The sequence below is a fragment of the Actinomycetota bacterium genome, from assembly GCA_019347675.1.
GTDB lineage: Bacteria > Actinomycetota > Nitriliruptoria > Nitriliruptorales > JAHWKO01 > JAHWKW01.
In genome coordinates this window covers 1-15,889 of record JAHWKW010000001.1, presented here as the reverse complement: position 1 = coordinate 15,889, position 15,889 = coordinate 1, and the positions used below count along the sequence as shown (strand labels likewise).

At 71.0% G+C, this 15,889-nt stretch carries 14 protein-coding genes and 1 pseudogene; 3 read left to right on the top strand and 12 right to left on the bottom strand.

Going from position 1 to position 15,889, the window contains the following annotated elements:
- Positions 1-59: 59 nt before the first annotated feature.
- From KY462_00075 to KY462_00055, 5 genes are all read right to left on the bottom strand, one after another.
- A complete protein-coding gene (locus KY462_00075; protein ID MBW3576143.1) occupies positions 60-413 on the bottom strand; it encodes a hypothetical protein in 354 nt (117 codons plus the stop codon).
- Between the two features lie 68 nt (positions 414-481).
- Positions 482-1,861 carry a S8 family peptidase gene (locus KY462_00070; GenBank protein MBW3576142.1) on the bottom strand — a complete coding sequence of 460 codons (1,380 nt, stop codon included), beginning with the start codon at positions 1,859-1,861 and terminating at the stop codon, positions 482-484.
- Between the two features lie 159 nt (positions 1,862-2,020).
- Complete coding sequence (locus KY462_00065; GenBank protein ID MBW3576141.1) at positions 2,021-2,209, bottom strand: hypothetical protein; 189 nt, start codon at positions 2,207-2,209, stop codon at positions 2,021-2,023.
- A 119-nt stretch (positions 2,210-2,328) separates the two neighbouring features.
- Positions 2,329-3,375 carry a hypothetical protein gene (locus KY462_00060; protein ID MBW3576140.1) on the bottom strand — a complete coding sequence of 349 codons (1,047 nt, stop codon included), beginning with the start codon at positions 3,373-3,375 and terminating at the stop codon, positions 2,329-2,331.
- Position 3,376: 1 nt separating this feature from the next.
- Positions 3,377-4,450, bottom strand: coding sequence for an NAD-dependent epimerase/dehydratase family protein (locus KY462_00055; protein ID MBW3576139.1), 1,074 nt, complete (start codon positions 4,448-4,450; stop codon positions 3,377-3,379).
- Between the two features lie 99 nt (positions 4,451-4,549).
- On the opposite strand from KY462_00055, the gene KY462_00050 reads away from it, so the two are divergent.
- On the top strand, positions 4,550-6,010 hold the full coding sequence (locus tag KY462_00050; GenBank protein ID MBW3576138.1) for a zinc-dependent metalloprotease: 1,461 nt from the start codon (positions 4,550-4,552) through the stop codon (positions 6,008-6,010).
- A gap of 386 nt (positions 6,011-6,396) precedes the next feature.
- Here the strand turns inward: KY462_00050 and KY462_00045 are convergent, their stop codons facing one another.
- The 5 genes from KY462_00045 to KY462_00025 form a co-directional block, all read right to left on the bottom strand.
- The gene (locus KY462_00045) at positions 6,397-6,921 is read right to left on the bottom strand and encodes an OsmC family protein (GenBank protein ID MBW3576137.1); all 525 of its coding nucleotides are present in this window, start codon (positions 6,919-6,921) and stop codon (positions 6,397-6,399) included.
- A gap of 486 nt (positions 6,922-7,407) precedes the next feature.
- Entirely contained in the window at positions 7,408-10,002 is a 2,595-nt protein-coding gene (locus KY462_00040) for a UvrD-helicase domain-containing protein (protein ID MBW3576136.1), read from the bottom strand.
- A 366-nt stretch (positions 10,003-10,368) separates the two neighbouring features.
- A complete protein-coding gene (locus KY462_00035) occupies positions 10,369-10,908 on the bottom strand; it encodes a DUF1697 domain-containing protein (GenBank protein ID MBW3576135.1) in 540 nt (179 codons plus the stop codon).
- Positions 10,909-11,063: 155 nt separating this feature from the next.
- Positions 11,064-11,699, bottom strand: coding sequence for a methyltransferase domain-containing protein (locus KY462_00030; GenBank protein MBW3576134.1), 636 nt, complete (start codon positions 11,697-11,699; stop codon positions 11,064-11,066).
- Positions 11,699-12,373 carry a hypothetical protein gene (locus tag KY462_00025; GenBank protein MBW3576133.1) on the bottom strand — a complete coding sequence of 225 codons (675 nt, stop codon included), beginning with the start codon at positions 12,371-12,373 and terminating at the stop codon, positions 11,699-11,701. Before KY462_00025 ends, KY462_00030 begins: the two co-directional genes overlap by 1 nt.
- A gap of 719 nt (positions 12,374-13,092) precedes the next feature.
- On the opposite strand from KY462_00025, the gene KY462_00020 reads away from it, so the two are divergent.
- Together KY462_00020 and KY462_00015 are read left to right on the top strand one after the other, a co-directional pair.
- Positions 13,093-13,314 (top strand): ribbon-helix-helix protein, CopG family, encoded by a 222-nt coding sequence (locus KY462_00020; protein ID MBW3576132.1) that lies wholly within the window; start codon positions 13,093-13,095, stop codon positions 13,312-13,314.
- 75 nt (positions 13,315-13,389) lie between these two features.
- Complete coding sequence (locus KY462_00015) at positions 13,390-13,806, top strand: PIN domain nuclease (protein MBW3576131.1); 417 nt, start codon at positions 13,390-13,392, stop codon at positions 13,804-13,806.
- Between the two features lie 595 nt (positions 13,807-14,401).
- On the opposite strand, the gene KY462_00010 is transcribed toward KY462_00015, so the two are convergent.
- Both KY462_00010 and KY462_00005 read right to left on the bottom strand, forming a co-directional pair.
- The gene (locus KY462_00010) at positions 14,402-14,620 is read right to left on the bottom strand and encodes a hypothetical protein (protein MBW3576130.1); all 219 of its coding nucleotides are present in this window, start codon (positions 14,618-14,620) and stop codon (positions 14,402-14,404) included.
- 43 nt (positions 14,621-14,663) lie between these two features.
- Positions 14,664-15,127, bottom strand: a pseudogene (locus KY462_00005) (reverse transcriptase N-terminal domain-containing protein).
- Between the last annotated feature and the right edge of the window lie 762 nt (positions 15,128-15,889).

The window sequence follows — 15,889 nt, the reverse complement described above, 5'->3', positions numbered from 1 at the left end:
CCTGGGAGCGGACGGCGGGGCGCCGGCACGCAGGTGGAGGGTACCCGACGGGTGAGACGTCAGCCGCGGTTGAACAGCGAGATCTTCCGGTTGTCGGCTGGGGTGTCGGTGCCTTCCACGTTCTCCTCGTGGGCCACGCTGACCGGCGCGGGCGCAAGCGGCATCGCTCCCGCCGGCGGCGACGGCTGGTCGACGACCGGCACCACGGGCGCTGGGACGGGGGTCTCGTGGGTGACCACCGCGGCCCGGTAGTAGGCGCGGAAGGTGACCGGGACCTGGCGGTAGACGCGCACGTCGGCGACGCCCTCGTCGTTGCGCAGGTGCTCCACGCGCTCCAGCGCAGCCTCGACGCTGGGGACGTCCTCGAGCCGGTCTTCTCCGGCTGGGGTGCGGTAGCGGACGACGTGCTCCATGACGGCTCCGTTCTGACACGCGCGGGCGCGCGTTGTAGAGGGGTTCTCGGCCGTCGCCCCGACGGACTTTACGCGTGGTGCGGAGGCCGCAACCGCCTGCGCCGCGTCGCGGCGGTGGTGAGGATCAGCGCGACCACGTCGACCGCCAGCAGGACCGCCGCGAGCGCCGCCCACCGGCCGACCGCCGCGCGCTCGCCCTGCCGTGCCGGGCCGGCCTGCGGTGAGGTCGGTGTGTCGGCCGGCAGCCGCGTGGCCCGCGGCGACTCGACCGTGGTCCCCGTCGCCGGGTCGGTCGTTGGATGCGGTGTAGCGGATAGGGGCTGCGGCGCGGGCTCGGACAGCTCGGGGGTCGCGGTGACCGCCGCTGGCGGTGCGGCGGGCGACGGCTCCACAGCGGCCGCGGTCTGCGGTCGCGGCCCGGTACCGGGCGGTGATGGGGCCGCCTGCCCGGCGGATTCCGACCGCGTCGTTTGCACACCGACGGCCGCGGCGGCATCCAGCCGTCCGTACCCGGTGTGGGAGTCCGGTCCGGGCGGGCCGAGGTCGACCGCTGTGGCGCGTACGCGTTCGACCGCCTGAGCGCTGCTGGATCCGGAGGCGCGGAGCAGGGCCACGGTCGCGGCCACGTGAGGCGCCGCGTATGACGTTCCGCTCGACTGGCCGATGCTGTGGCGGGCGCCCGCGCCGCACGGATCGCACCAGGTACTGCGGATCTCAAGACCTGGTGCCATGACCGCGTCGTGGCGGCCGAAATCGGAGAAGTTCGCCGGGCGGTCCTGCTGGTCGGTCGCTCCGACCAGCAACACGGGGACGTCTGCGGCGAAGTCGGTGAACGCGTCGCTGTCGTTCCCCGCGGCGGCGACGACCGCGACGCCACGCTGCCAGGCGTAGCGCACCGCCGCGTCAGGTGCCTGCTGCGCGCGCAGGATCGACACGCCGCTCTCGCGGTGGACCTCCAGCGACAGGTTGATCACCTGGGCGCCGTTGTCGACCGCCCACCGGATCGCCGCGTCGACGTGGTCGCTGGTGCCTGCCGCCTCGCGGTCGAGCACCCGGATGGGCATCAGCCGGGCCTGGGGCGCGACCGACGCCACCCCGATCCCGTTGGACGTCCGCGCCGCGATGATCCCGGCCACCATGGTGCCGTGGCCGTGGTCGTCGGTTGGGTCCTCGTCGCCGTCGACGAAGTCGTAGCCGACGATGCGCCCGTCTGGCCGGCGGGCGAAGGCGTCGACCAGGTCGGGGTGGGTGAGATCCACGCCGCTGTCGATCACCGCCACGACGACCCCGGCGCCCCGCGAGACCGTCCACGCTTCGGGGGCACCGATCTGCTTCAGCCCCCACTGTGCCGGGAAGTGCGGATCGTTGGGTGCGGCCTGCGCGGCGGCAAGCGACACCGATGCCAGGACGGCGACGAGGATGAGGAGGATTGCGCGGCGAGGGCTCACGACGGTGCCGGTTTCCCACGAGACGGTGGCGGGGGAGCCGCGATCGTAGGGTCGTCGTGACCGTCACGCTCCGGGAAGGTGCGGCGGGCGCACCTCCCCACAGCCCGGTGCGCTCGTCGCCGCGTCTTCCGGCGCTCGCCGGGGACGGGGGGCGCGCCGTCAGCCGTCGTTGCGGCGTGCCGAGGCCTCGGCCGGAGCGGACGTGTCATGGCCGGGCTGCATCGCGGCCAGCGCCCGGTGGAAGTTGTCGACGGACGTGACCGGGTTCCGTGCGACACGCCCCGACCACCACGACCAGGCCAGGACGCACACGACAATCACCATGATGGGGATCAGAACGAAGCTCACGGGATATCCACGCTGCCGCGGTCGTGGGACGTCTACGACCGACGGTACTGCCAGCGTCTGGGCCCAACAACCGCTGTCCCGGCCAGGGCGTCAGCGTCCATCCGGACAGGTCCCGGCGGTCACGCCCCGACCTCGGCCCGAGCGTCACCAGGGACGGCCGCGTCGGGCGGCCAGCGCTCCTCGGGCCGGTCGGGAGCGACCGCGGCCAGGAGCACGAACGGCATCGCTGCGACCGGGCCGGCCGTGACGTCGCCGGCGAGCCACCACGGGAGGGCCGTCAGCAGCAGCGCGGCGGTCACCGCGGACAGCCGTGTCGGCGACAGGGGCCGGCGGACCGCGAACGCCGCCGTCGCGACGGCGGCGACCACACCCACCGCCACAACGTTGACGGTGGACAGGTCTGGCAGCCCCGGCAGTTCCCGATCGACCAGCATCAGTCCCGCTGCCGCCGTGGCGAACGCCGCCAACGCCCCGCCGGCGAACCAGCCGGCGGTCCGCGCGGACAGGCGGCGCACCCACGGCGGCGTCGCGACCAGCGACCAGGGCGCCGCGACCACCGCGGCACCGAACAGGACCCCGCTGGTGGCGGCCAGGCGCCCCGGGCGGTGGCGTCCCCCCCACATCTCCACCAGGGCCCACCACGACCACACCAGCGCGGCCGCGGCGACGAGCGCGGTCGGATGGCTGCGGTAGCCGAGGATCAGCGGTGGGGCCCACGCCACGGCCGCGGCCGTGCAGCGTGCCGTGCCCACGTACCCCCACCGGCGCCCCAGCCGCTCGGCACCGAACACGATCGCGGCGACGGAGAGAAGCGCCAGGACGTCGGCCGTGTGCAGCGCGACGGATACGTGGACGACGAGCGCCCCGGCGATCAGCGCGGTCGCGGCGCTCGGGCCGGTCCGTGGTTCCCAGCGCAGCGGCTCGGTGACGGCCGTCAGCGCCAGCAGGCCCGCCAGCGACAGTGCCCCGACCGTTGCCAGCACTGGCCACGCCGGACCGCCGAGCTGGGTGGTGCCCAGCGCCCCGACGGCGACGATGAGGAGCGCGGCCGCCGCCAGCCACCCGCGGCGACCCACGGGGCGCAGGACGGCCAGGACGACCACGAGGCCGAACGTCCACGCCTCCCGCGCTTCGAACGCAGGCACGAGCTGGCCGACCTGGTCCACGTCACTCGTCCCGGCCGACGACGGCTGCGGCCGTGCCCAGCAGGGCGAGCGTCCCGGCGAGCGCGGCACCGATGCGGACGTCGCGGCGGCGCACCCGGACCCCGTGCTTGACGGGGAGCCACTCGGCGTGTGCCTCACGCAACTCGCGGAGCGCTTCACGGTTGGTGTGCCGCGGCCGCCAGCCGGTGGCCACCAGCCGCTCGACGCTGAGAACGATCGGGTGCATCACGTAGTGCACCGCTCCGGGAGGCCCACCGACCAGGTCGAGCTTCCACAGCTGCTCGGCGAGGGCGAAGGCCTGACCCTCCGGGATCGACAGGGGTTTCAAGCCGGTGATCGCGAGAAACTCGTCGTAGGACAGCCACCCCTCGCACGCGACGTTGTACGGCCCCGACAGGTCGTGGCGCATCGCGTGGGTGATCGCGGCGACAACGTCGTCGACGTGGCCGAACTGCCACGGCGGTCGGTAGCCGCGAACGTTGAACACTCGCCGCAGACCCAGGGTGGTGCCTTCGACGAGCTGGCGGACGAACCAGTTATCGACGTCGCGGCCCGCCACGATCCAGGGCCTCAACACGACCACCTCGACGTCGCGGTGCTCGTCGCGCCACCCTTCCAGCCACCGTTCGACCGCGAGCTTGTCCTCGGCGTAGGCGAAGTCAGGGTTGGCCCGCAGGGCGCTGTCTTCGGTGAGGGGGACGTCGTTGTCGGGGTGCGCGCCGTACGCCACGGCCGACGACAGGTACACCACCTTGGCGACGCCTGCCCGTCGTGCGGCCTCGAAGACGCTCCGCGTCCCGTCGACGTTGATAGAGCGCATCACCGCACGGTCACCGACCTCGTCCATCAAGAACGCCAGGTGGACGACCACGTCGCACCCCGCGAAGCGCGTGGCGAGGTTGGCGTCTCGCACGTCGGCCTGCTGCAGGTCGACCGTGTCCCCGACCGGCAGGTCGGCTGGGAGGGTCACGTCGAGGCCCACGACACGCTCGACGTCAGCGTCGGTCGACAGCCGTCCCAGCAGGCGCTGCCCCAGCAGGCCGCCGACGCCGGTGATGGCGACGCTGGTGCCCATCTCTGCGTAGCCTTCGGCGGGACTGGCCGGTCAGCGTAGTCGCTTCACTCTCCTGGCCGTTCTTCAAGGGACAGGAGCCGCCTCCACGGCGATGTTTGAGTGCGGGGACGGTCGCTCCGTCTCCCCCAGGTGCAGCCGGGGCCGGCCGCGGTCGCACTGACGCTGCGGCCCTGCGAGACTCTCACCATGGCACCCGAGGACAGCAACGACGCAGCGGGCGACGACCAGCCGCAGGTCCCCGGCGATCTCGCCGGGCTCTTCGAGCAGCTGGGCGGCCCCGAGCTGTTCGCTCAGCTGCGCCGGGCCATGGCCGCCACCGGCGGTGCTCCGGTGAACTGGGACCTGGCCCGCCAGGGCGCGCTGCACCTGGCCGCCAGCGGCGACCGTCCCCCCACCCCCGACGAGGTCGCAGGCGCCGCCGAGGCGCTCCGCCTGGCCGAGCACTGGCTCGACGACGGTTCCCTGCCGGCCCCGCCCGATGCGGGGCGTCTGGCCGTCGTCAGCCGCCAGACGTGGGTGAACGCGGCCGTGGACGGCTTGCGGCCGTTGGTGGAACCGGTCGCTCAGGCCCAGATCGCTGCGCTCGCCGATCTCGTCGAGGACCAGGCTCCGATGGAGGCGCTCGGCGTCGAGCTCGGCGGTCTGGATCTCGGGGCGGTGCTGGGCGACCTGCGTCGCATGCTCGAGCCGATGGGGGCGGTCCTGATGGGCATGCAGGCCGGCCAGGTGATCGGTCAACTCGCACGGCAGTTGCTGGGACAGTTCGACCTGGCGATCCCCACGGCCGACACCGCCACGACCTACCGGATCGCGGTCAACGCTGCTGAGGCGTTCACCGGCTACGACCTGGACGCGACCGAGGTCAGCGTGGTGCTGGCGCTGCACGAAGCGGCCCACCGCCGTCAGTTCCACGCCGTCCCCTGGCTGGCCGGTCACGTCCACCGCCTGGTTGCGACGTTCGCGGCAGGGACCGAGATCGACGCCGAGCGTCTGATGGACCTCTCGCGCGAGGTCATGGCCGGGGTGGATCCCGACGATCCCGAGGCGCTCCAGCAGGCGATGGAGCGGGCCAGCCAATTCCGGCTGGAACCGACCGCCGCCCAACGCCGGGTCCTTGAGCGTCTGCAGGGAGTGGTGTCGCTCCTGCAGGCGTGGACCCGCGCCGAGGTCCGCGCCGCGGCGACGCCACGGCTACCGAACCTGGGGCGCGTCGAGGAGGTGCTGCGACGCCGGCGCGCGACCGCCGGCGAGGGTGAGAGACTGCTCGAGCAGCTGCTGGGCCTCGACCTGCGCCCGCGCGACGAGGCCATCGGCGATCGCTTCGTCGCGGCCGTCGTCGACGCACGCGGTCCTGAGGGGCTGCGCCGCGCGCTCGCGCACCCGGAGAACCTCCCCGATGCCGACGAGTTGGCCGACCCGCCCCGCTGGCTGGCGCGCATGGCCGGCGGAGAGGAGGTCCCAGACGATCCCTCGACGCTGTTCGGGCCGGGTGACGCCCCGCCCGAGCCACCCGACCCCGAAGACGGCGGCGACCGCGGAGGCCCATCCGCCGATGGGTGACTGCAAGTCCGCGTGTCGTCGCCATGGTCCCCCGTGGGGAGACCCGTCGCCGTGGACGGTCCACAACCCCACCCAAGACGGACGTCACGTCACGAACGCTCGTGACACACCTCCGCCGCGACGGTCGAAGTCGCTGGCCACCCGACAGCACGTCGTGCCGTCGTCGTCGGCGGAGAGATTTCCCAGACGTCCCCTGACCGTCGTTCTGCCTGCCTCGGTGAGGTGGTCCCTTTCCTAGGGCCGCCCAAAGACGTGGGCGAGGACGTGAAGCCGTCGACTCAGGGTCCCATGAGGGCGCGCTGCAAAGCTGCTGGTCCGCGGGCAGGACATCGCCGATCATCTCGATCGGCATGTCGTGGAGATGATCGCTGAAGACGCGGTTGCTCTTACAAAGGAGAAGAGATTGGCCGGTCAACGCCCATGGACAGAATGGCTCCGCCGCTGAGTGTCTGATGAACGACGCAGTAACGCTCGGTCAGCTCGATCAGACGGCCCAGCGTCGCGTCGTCCGCGTCCGTGTCGAGGGAGAACGTCACGCGGATGCTGCGGAACCCCACCGGCGCGTCACGATCGACGCCCAGCGTCCCGCGGAAGTCGATGTCTCCCTCAGCGCGGACGCTTCCTGAACGGATCGGGACGTCGAGGGCCGTCGCCACAGCCCGCAGCGTGACGCCTGCGCATGCAACGAGCGCTTCGAGGAGCAGGTCTCCGGAACACGCCGAGAGACCATCCCCGCCGGTGGCCGGGTGCAAGCCCGCTTCGACGAGTGCGCGGCCGGTCCGCACCGAGCAGGTGAGTCCCTCGCCGCCGAGATCGCCGCTGGCTTCCAGCGTGACGAGCGCGCTCTGGGGCGCGTCGCGGTAGCGCTGCTTCAGCGGGGCCTGCATTGCTCTCAGTTGCTCACCGTTCATGACCACACCCTCCCGGGCGCTCGGCGACGGCGACGCCCGCCGTGCTCGACACCATCCCGGCTCTCCGGACGGAGCCCGTCAAAGGCGGAACCCGGAGGCGGGCCGTCAGGCTACAGCCCGCGACCGGCCTTCCCACGATCGCCCGCATCGCAGTGGATGCACCCGGTCCGACCGACAGCCGCGCGTTCCCGAAGCAACCCGCAACGGGCACGACCGCGATTGGCGCGCCACGGTGGGACCTGCCCGCCCACGACAAGATCCGAGGCCGGCGGCGACCGTGTCAGCTCCGCACACGACCGGTGTCCCGAGGCTGGGGGTAGATGAACGTCATAGCTCCCTCCCTCCCCATCGGCTGCACCCACGGCGTCGTGAACTCCAGGGTGTTGCGCGGACTTCCGTCGTGGCTGACGCTGGCCCCACGCTTTTCGCGCGCGCTGAACAGGGAGAGCATCCGACGGTCCGGGGCCTGCCTGAGTCCGGTGCGGGTCAGCTGGCGGTCAGCGTGCCAAGTCGGCCATCAGGGCCGGTGACCTGCGACCCGTACCGCACCGACACGCGTCCACCTGACCGCAACGCGATGGACACGCCATCGTCGCTCATGTCGACGATCTCGCCGGAGATGCCACCGGACGCGGTGATCCGGTCACCGACCGCGGCGACGACCGTCGAGCCGCGTCGCCGGGGTGTCGGTTGCACGCGCGTCCCCGCCCCGCCTCGGCGTCGCGCGGGGCGACCGCTGTCCGGTGTGGGTCGCGGGTCGGTCTTGGACGGTGGTCGCAGCTCGAACACGAACCGCGACGTGGCCGCCTTCGACGCGACGACATCCACCGACGTCCTCCCGCGGGTGATAGCCACGTGGAACACGCGTCGTTCCTCGTCGAGGTCGTCGACGAGCCGGTGGGGGACGATCCCGTCGTTGGCTGCGTAGACGAACACGTGCGCGAACTCCATGCCTTTCGTGGAGTGGACCGTCGCCAGCCGTACCCCGTCGCGGTCGACTCGTGCGTCTAGCTGGTCGCCCAACCAGTCGACGAACGTGGGCGCATCCGGATGCAGGTCGGCGACCTGCGTCAACGCGTCGAGCTCGTCCAGATGCGAGTTCGACTGTCGGGCTGCGCTGACCGACCTGTCGAGCTCGTCGGCGGCGGCGTCCAGACCACCGACGTCACGTACGGCCGCTAACGCGGCGGCGGTCGATACGCGTGCGGCCACCCGCACGTCACGCAGCTGCTGGAAGAAGTCGACCAGCTGGGTCGCGTCCCAGCCGCCGACGTCCTTGCTCAGCTGCCGCAGGTTGCGTTCGGTCCACGTGCGCGACGCCAGGGTCCGCAGGTGCTCGCCGCGGATCTTCGCTGACGAGCGTTTCGCTGCTTCCGCCAACGCGTCGCCGGGGATGGTGTTGCCGGCTGTGGCGGCCCGCAGCCACGCCAGCGCGGCTGCCACGCCGGTGCGTGACAGCACCTGCGGGCCGACCGGCGCGGTGTGTGGGATACCGGCGACGCTGAGGGCGACCTGGACGGGCAGCAACAGCGCGTTGACGCGGCATAGCACCGCGACGTCGCCCGGGGCGACGTCCCGGTCGAGCAGCCCGGTGATCTTGTCGGTGACGTAGCGAGCCTGGTCCGCGGCGTCGACCCGGGCGACGGTCAGCGCGTCCGCGTCCCGGTCGGTGCGTGCGGCGCGGATGGTTTTGGCGACCCGGCCGGTGGGTGGGATACGTCCGAGGAGGTGGATCGCTGCGTCAACGACCGCGGGTGGGGAGCGGTAGTTCACCTCCAGCGCGTGGCTGCCGGCTGCGGGGAACAGCTTGGCGTAGTCAACGAGGTACGTGGGTGACGCGCCGACGTACGCGTACAGGGTCTGGTCGTCGTCCCCGACGGCGTGCACCTGCATCTGTGGGGCGGCGAGCAGACGTAGCATCAGCCAGAACGCCGGGGTGAGGTCTTGGGCTTCGTCGACCAGCAGGTGTGTGCAGCTGTGCTGCCAGCGGCGTCGCCGCTGCGGGTCGGTGAGCAGCACCCGCAGCGCCGTGTGGACCTGCTCGTCGAAGTCGATCAGGTGACGGGCGGACAATTCGGCGCGGTACCGGTGCAGGACGCGTGCGAACTGTGGTACGTCGTCGGTTGCGTTCTCGATGGCGTCGGGTGCGACCAGACCCAGCCGCACGCGGCTGAACCCGTCGAGGTAGGGGGCGTACACGTCGGTGTTCGCCGCAGGGCGGACGGGTGCGAGACGGGCCACCAGGTCACGTTGGCCGCGTTCGTCGAGCATCCGCACGTCCGGTACGGCGTCACGGACGATGGCGTAGCCCAGGCTGTGGAGGGTGCGGACGTTGCCGTCGAGGTCGCCGGTGCGGTCGCGCATCTCGGCGGCAGCCCGGTTGTTGTACGCCAAGGCGGTGACCTGCTGAGGATGCCAGCCACGTCCGTCGAGCAGGTGACGCAGCCGCGCGGTCAGCACCCGGGTCTTGCCGGACCCGGCCGGTGAGACGATCCGGCAGGCGTACTCGTCAGCTTCGACGGCGGCGCGTTGGTCGGCGGCCAGCCCGTCGGTGGATGGTGCCCACCGTTCGACGGTCAGCGGCCGGTCGACGGTGAGCTGGTCGATGTGGACGGTGCGCACGGTCGGTCGGCTGGTGCGTGGACCGCCGTCGAGCCACACGTGGGTGCCGTCGGGCAGGGCGACGTCGGCCCGGTCGGACGGTCCGGCGCCGCGGGTGAGCGCGTGCCGGATGTGCGGCCACGTCGGGCTTCCGTCGGTGGCGTCGTAGCTGTTGACGGCAGCGAGCCAGCGGGCGCGTTCTCCGAGGAACGTGAAGTCGTGGGGTAGCAGCCACGGGTCGAGTGTGGTGGTCTCGTCACGGGGGAAGGCGACGTCGTGGTCGACCCTCAGCACGGTGGGGGTCCGGGTGGCCCAGGCGACGGTGAGACGCTCGACCAGCTGCGATAGGCGGGGGGTGTCAGTGGCGTCGGCGGCGGTGATGTGGAGCTGTGGGGCGTGCGACCAGACGTCGGGGACGGGTTGGCCGGGGCGGATGATGACGTTGCGCCCCAGCTCCGTGGGTGGTGTGGGGGTGAGCATGGTGGGACGCTACCTGTCGCCGGTGACGCGCATCCGGCCGACCACCGGAACTGACCACGCCTCCGGGCTCCGCGACGGGCATGGACATCGGTCAGCGTCCGTCCGATGTACACCGCTGGTCAGCAGCGACCCGCGGGAGCCAGGTGCGCGTCAGTCTGTCTGGACGCCGTTGACCCTTGCGCTGCAGTCGACGTCCGCGACTCGATCGTCATGTCGGGACGTGCCCCGCTGTCGCGTCATCGCGGATAACGGGGACGACCCGTCTGATGTCCATCCTGTCCCTGTCTCAGGGACGGCTCTACCAGTCCGCCCGTAACGAGGCGGGACCGATGGAGACGGTTGACCGTTCTGAGCGACTGGTGACGATCAGAGGTATTTCCTTGCGATGCGTTGGACGGTGCCGTGCGTGCGGATCGTCGTTCCGCCGGTGAGCTGGTCGAGACGGTGGAGGTCCATCCCGTTGTCGCTCAGCCCCCCCGCTGGGAGCCAGTGCAGCTCACGCCCCGCGGGCACCAGCACGTCACCATCGGGCAACAGCGCGGCCACCTCGTGGAGCGCATCGGCCGACGGCTCGTCGTGGAGGAAGACGACCTGGCGTCTGCCATCGCTCGACGCGAGCTGGTCGGCCGTGAACGGGGACGCCGCTGCGACCGCCCGCACCTCGTCGGCGTCGCGGAGGAAGACCGGGACGGGATAGCCGAGTTCGGCCGCGAGGCCGTTCTCCAGCGCGTCGGCGAGCTCGTCGGCGTCGCGGTGGTCGTTGAACACCACGTTCCCGCTCGCCTGGTACGCCTCGACGTCGTCGCAGCCGAAGGACCTCACGGCACCGACCAGCTCGTCGTTGGTTACCCGACGCCCACCGAGGTTCATCCCTCGCAGGAACGCCACCCACCGTCGTTCGTCCACACCAGCTGCTCCGGGTCGGCAACCGCCTGAGCTCTGCCGTGCTCTCGGGGGACGGCCATCTCAGCGCCAGCGGATGCTCGCAGCAAGCATGAGCGAACCACATCAGCGATCAGCCCCCCATGGCCACGGTTCCCTGGATCCGCGATGCCGGGACGTCAGGGTGTGGTCACTGCGAGTCGACGGGCCCGCAGGACGAGGTCGCGGACGTGCTGTGCCTCGTGTGCGACCGGTCCGGGGCGTGGTCGGGCCTCGTGGACCTCGACCTCCCAGCCGTCGTCGAGGTGCGCCTCGACGTCGGCGGGCATCACGTACGGGGCGGTGTCGGATCCGTGCTCGGCGGCGTGCGCGGGGTCCCGTTGGTGGTGGACGAACAGCAGCCTGCCGCCGGGTGCCACCGCTCGGAGGAGCGTCGTGATCGCGGCGTCCTCATCCGTGCGAAGCAGCACCGGGTACTGGGCCGAGACGAGGTCGTACGAACCGGGCCCGTCGGGCATCCCGAGCAGCCCGGCGTTGACCCACGTGACCTCGACCCGGACCGCGCGGGCGGCGGCCGCGGCTCGGTCCAGCGCAACGCGGGACGGGTCGACCGCTGTCACCTGCCACCCCTGCCGGGCGAGCCAGATGGCGTCCGCTCCCTCGCCGCACCCGACGTCGAGGGCGGTGCCCGGTGTGAGGCCGGACACCTCGGAGACCAGGGTGCCGTTCGGCTGGCCCGACCAGTGGGGGACGTCGTCGCCATCGCCCGTGTAGAACCGGTCCCAGTCGCGGGCGTCGTCGTGGCGGTCGTGCATCACGCACCGTCCCGGGCGTAAGCGGCGTCCTCCGCGACGAGGTCGGCGTTGACCGCGGCGCCGGCGCGGTTGCCCTGGGCCGCTGCGGTGATGACCTGTGCGCTCGGGTCGGTGACGTTGCCCGCCACCCAAACGCCCGCGATCTTCGTGGCGCCCATGGCGTCGGCGGGCACGTGCGCACCGGCACCGGAGGGATGGTCGACGGTGTCGACGCCCAGTGCGGCCAACAGCCCGGACCGCGCGACGAACCGGGGGGCGACGGCCAGCACGTCACGTGCCACCCGTCGACCGTCCGCCAGTCGGACGCCGCCCAGCACGTCGTCGTCCACCTCGAGGGCGACGACCTCGCCCTCGACCACCTCGATGTCTCGGGCGGCGAGCGTCGCGGCCTGGTCGGCGTCGGGCGTCGGGCCGGTGTGGGCCAGCACCGACACGCGGTCGCTGAGTTGGCGGAACAGGCCGGCCTGGTGCAGCGACAGGAGGGAGGTGGCCAGGACGCCGATGACCCGGTCGCGGACCTCCCACCCGTAGGGGTTGCGTGGTTCGCCGGCGTCGCTCACCAGCACGGACCGCCGCGACCGGGCGAGCACCAGCGCGGCGGGCAGCGCGGCCGGGCCACCGCCGACGACGCAGACGTCGACCTGGCGATGGGGGGAGGAGGACGTGGGAGGCATACGAGGTCCTCTCGTGTGGTGCGCAGAGTGACGCAACCAAGAGTCAGCCGGCAACATGATTCGCCGAACTGGCAGTTACGCATCGATGTCACGGGAGTTCGGCTTGGCGGAACCGCCCGACGAGACCCTGGACCAGCGGGTCCGCACCCGGCTGAAGCAGCTGCGGACCGAGCGAGGACTGGCGCTGCAGCAGGTCGCGGACGCAGCGAAACCTCGACGTATCGACGCGAGCCGGGTGACGGTGCTAATCCGCACCAGCCTCGCTCGATGCGGTCCCCCGTCGCCACCGCGGTGGAGTCGCCGATGCGGATGAGGGCGGACTTGTCGACGAGCCAGTCGCGCGCTGGTGAGCGGACCGACTCGGCAAGCGGTCAGCAAGCACCGCCCTGACGAAGTTTGACTTTCCGTACCCGTCAGCGGAGGCCGCACGACGTGGGCCGACATCGTTGCGCTCGCCCTGCCGCGATCTGTTCATGGTTGGCTGGGTCCTCGGCGCGCGGACGGAGCGACTTCGATGGTGTCGCTGGGCGCCTTGGAACTGACGGTGACAGTGCCAACCGGGATACGCGCGGTCGTCGCACCGGCGGCCGAGTGGCGGATGCACACATAACCGCCTGCGTGCCTACGGGCATTATCCCGCTATGGCGTTTCGGTTACGGCGCGCGCGTAGGACCGCACTCGCACGATATGATAGCATGTGATATCAGGAGGGTTGCGTCATGCCTGATCTGCTCATCCGAGACGTCCCTGACGATGTCGTGGCTGCGATCGACGCCAAGGCCAAGCGGCTGGGTCTCTCGCGCGCGGAGTACCTGCGCCGTCAGATGCTGCAAGCCGGTGCCACCTCGACCGACCCAGTGACGGTGGAAGATCTTCAGCGGGTGGCCGAGCGGTTCGCTGACCTCACCGACCCTGACGTGATGCGCGCGGCTTGGGAGTGAGCCGGTGGCTGATCGACAAGTCGGCGTGGCCGAGCGGTTCGCTGACCTCACCGACCCTGACGTGATGCGCGCGGCTTGGGAGTGAGCCGGTGGCTGATCGACAAGTCGGCACTGGCGCGCTTGGCCGCCAGCGTGGACGCGACCGCGTGGACCGAACGCATCGATCGTGGGCTGGTGTGCATCAGCACCGTCACCCGGCTCGAGGTTGGCTTCAGTGCACGCAACGGTGAGGAACTCCGTGACGACTGGTCGCGTCCACCGCTCGCGTCGATGCCGGTGCAGTACCTCACTCCCGCCATCGAGGACCGTGCTGTGGAGGTCCAATCCTTACTCGCAGACCGCGGGCAGCACCGAGCGCCCAGCGTGCCCGACGTGCTGATTGCAGCCACCGCAGAACTCGCAGAGCTCAGGGTCCTTCACGTCGACAAGGACTTCGAGCTCATCGCCGAGATCACCGGCCAACCCCTCCAACGGCTCCCCCTACCCGACTGATGTTCGGTCGCGACCTACACGCTCACGACACCGCCCGTGAGTGCGGACCTCGCGCACTGGGTCCGTGATTGCTCAACGCAAGGACTAATTCGGTCCGTCTGGATCGGGTAGGACAGTGAAGAGCTCCCCGTCACCTGTCACCACTTGCAGCCTGCCCTGGTCGGTGAGAGGTCGGAGTCGAGGGCGGTGCGGATCTCGTCGTGCGTAATCATCTCAATGCCGCCGCGGGTTACCAGCTCGGACCGCCAGCGCCTCGGCCGGACAGCCGCGGGTTCATGTACCTGTGGACAGGGCGGTCGCTGCATGAACAGACTCTACGGCTAGTCACGAAGCGTAGTAATCCGACTACTTAGAGGTAAGCGCCGCGTGGGGCCGTCGGGGACGGGAGCGGCGCACCGAACCGGGAGAACCGCCGTGGTCGTCGGGGTCCGTCTGCGCGCTGTGCTCGTCGCCACCGTGCTCTTCGCCAACCTGGCGACGTTCGCGATCCAGCCCCGGCCGGCGGCCGCCGCGACGGTGCGGTCATCGACCTCGCCGGCTGCACATACAAGACTTACGAGCGGAGAGAACGATGTCAAGCATCTTGGAACCACCCTCAGCGCTTGATCGCGGCGACCGCCGCGCGCAGCTTGACCAGCAGCTCGAACGTCAACGGCCGATCCGCCGGCGCGCCGGCCCGGTCGGTGGCCGCCTCAGACACCGTGACCGTGCCCGACTCCCCGTCGTCGCACACCAGCAGCCGGCCCGACGCCAGCTGCCGCTCGAACAGCACCCGCAAGCGCTGGCCGCTGTGCGGATGGAACGGATGGGTCACCGTCACCCAGTCCGAAACCGAAGACCGGCTGGACGACCTCGCCCTATGCGGTGACCGTGGGGATACCCAGCGGGCGCTGCTTGCCGCCTGCCTTGGGGATGAACACCCGCTTGACCGGCATCGGCTGCCAAGACGACGGCTGGCCATCGATCAACGCGACCAGCTGCGCCTTGTCGTGAGCAGTCGAAACGACCTGCCCGTCGATGCCTGCCGTCAAGCGGCCAGCGTTGCGCTCGGTCACCCGCCGCACGCTCAACAGCGTGTTCGCGCGTGACCGGAGCATCAGCTTCGCAGATTGCGGACCTTCTTGAGGTCCCTTGCCTGCGATGCCGTGAAGATCCTGCCACGCAGCCGCCGTACGTCGTCCTCGACCGCACGCCAGTCGATCGCATGCCAGTCCAGGACCTCGCCCTCGGGTCCGTTCACCACTACGCCGCCATCTGCCTGCGAGGGCAGCGGCGGTATCGCGGCGTCCAACTTGTCCGTCGGTTCCAGCGTCCTCGTCACGTTCTCTCCACGAGCTCACCTGACTCCTGTCAGCCCCCTTTCGGGTCGGGCACGAGCCCGTATCCGGCCGGTTATCCGCCGACGCGCCGGTGGAGGCCGACCCCTGCTGCCTGCGGTTTCCCGTCGCCTTTCGGCAAGCCGGCATTCGCTTGTGGGTCATCCTTCGCCCGCTGAGGAGTTGGGCCTTCCTTGCGGTCGGCTTACCGATCACGCCATCGGCGTGGCGGACCTCAACGGGGTTGCCACGTTCCACACGAGCGAGACACGACCGGGGTGGGTGCCCTCTCTACCCCGAGGACGGTGGTGCTCACCCGATCGGAAACGCGTCTCCGGCCGGCACCCGCCGCTTCCCAGCGGCCAGTCCCTTCACCCCACCTGCCACATCCCATCCGGTGGGGCTTCCCCTAACGAGGCATCATCGAGGGTTCACGGTTGTTCACCCGTCCGGTCTTCCCCATCGCCTGTGGCCACTGGATGGAACAGCGGGACTGCCCCAGCTTTGGTTGACATCTAGCGTGGGCCGTCTGGGGCTATGTGATCCGAGACGGCGAAGATGGTCAGCGTCGGCTCAGCGCCCGCGGCTTGGAACACCCGCACCCCCGGAGGAGCCTGCCCCGAGGACTGCATTGCCGCTGTCCCCGCGGCGCGATCTGTGGCCGGCGATCGATCCGCCAGGCTCGTCTAGTCGGAAGTATAACTCCGGTATCCAAATGCGTACTATGAGATGTGCGCCTAGCGGTCCCTGCCCGCCCCCCCCGGGCT

What these genes read in the sequence shown, in the direction of transcription:
- KY462_00075 (MBW3576143.1), bottom strand. Translation starts at nt 413, where the DNA reads ATGGAGCACGTCGTCCGCTACCGCACCCCAGCCGGAGAAGACCGGCTC.
- KY462_00055 (MBW3576139.1), bottom strand. Translation starts at nt 4,450, where the DNA reads ATGGGCACCAGCGTCGCCATCACCGGCGTCGGCGGCCTGCTGGGGCAG.
- KY462_00045 (MBW3576137.1), bottom strand. Translation starts at nt 6,921, where the DNA reads ATGAACGGTGAGCAACTGAGAGCAATGCAGGCCCCGCTGAAGCAGCGC.
- KY462_00040 (MBW3576136.1), bottom strand. Translation starts at nt 10,002, where the DNA reads ATGCTCACCCCCACACCACCCACGGAGCTGGGGCGCAACGTCATCATC.
- KY462_00030 (MBW3576134.1), bottom strand. Translation starts at nt 11,699, where the DNA reads ATGCACGACCGCCACGACGACGCCCGCGACTGGGACCGGTTCTACACG.
- KY462_00025 (MBW3576133.1), bottom strand. Translation starts at nt 12,373, where the DNA reads ATGCCTCCCACGTCCTCCTCCCCCCATCGCCAGGTCGACGTCTGCGTC.
- KY462_00020 (MBW3576132.1), top strand. Translation starts at nt 13,093, where the DNA reads ATGCCTGATCTGCTCATCCGAGACGTCCCTGACGATGTCGTGGCTGCG.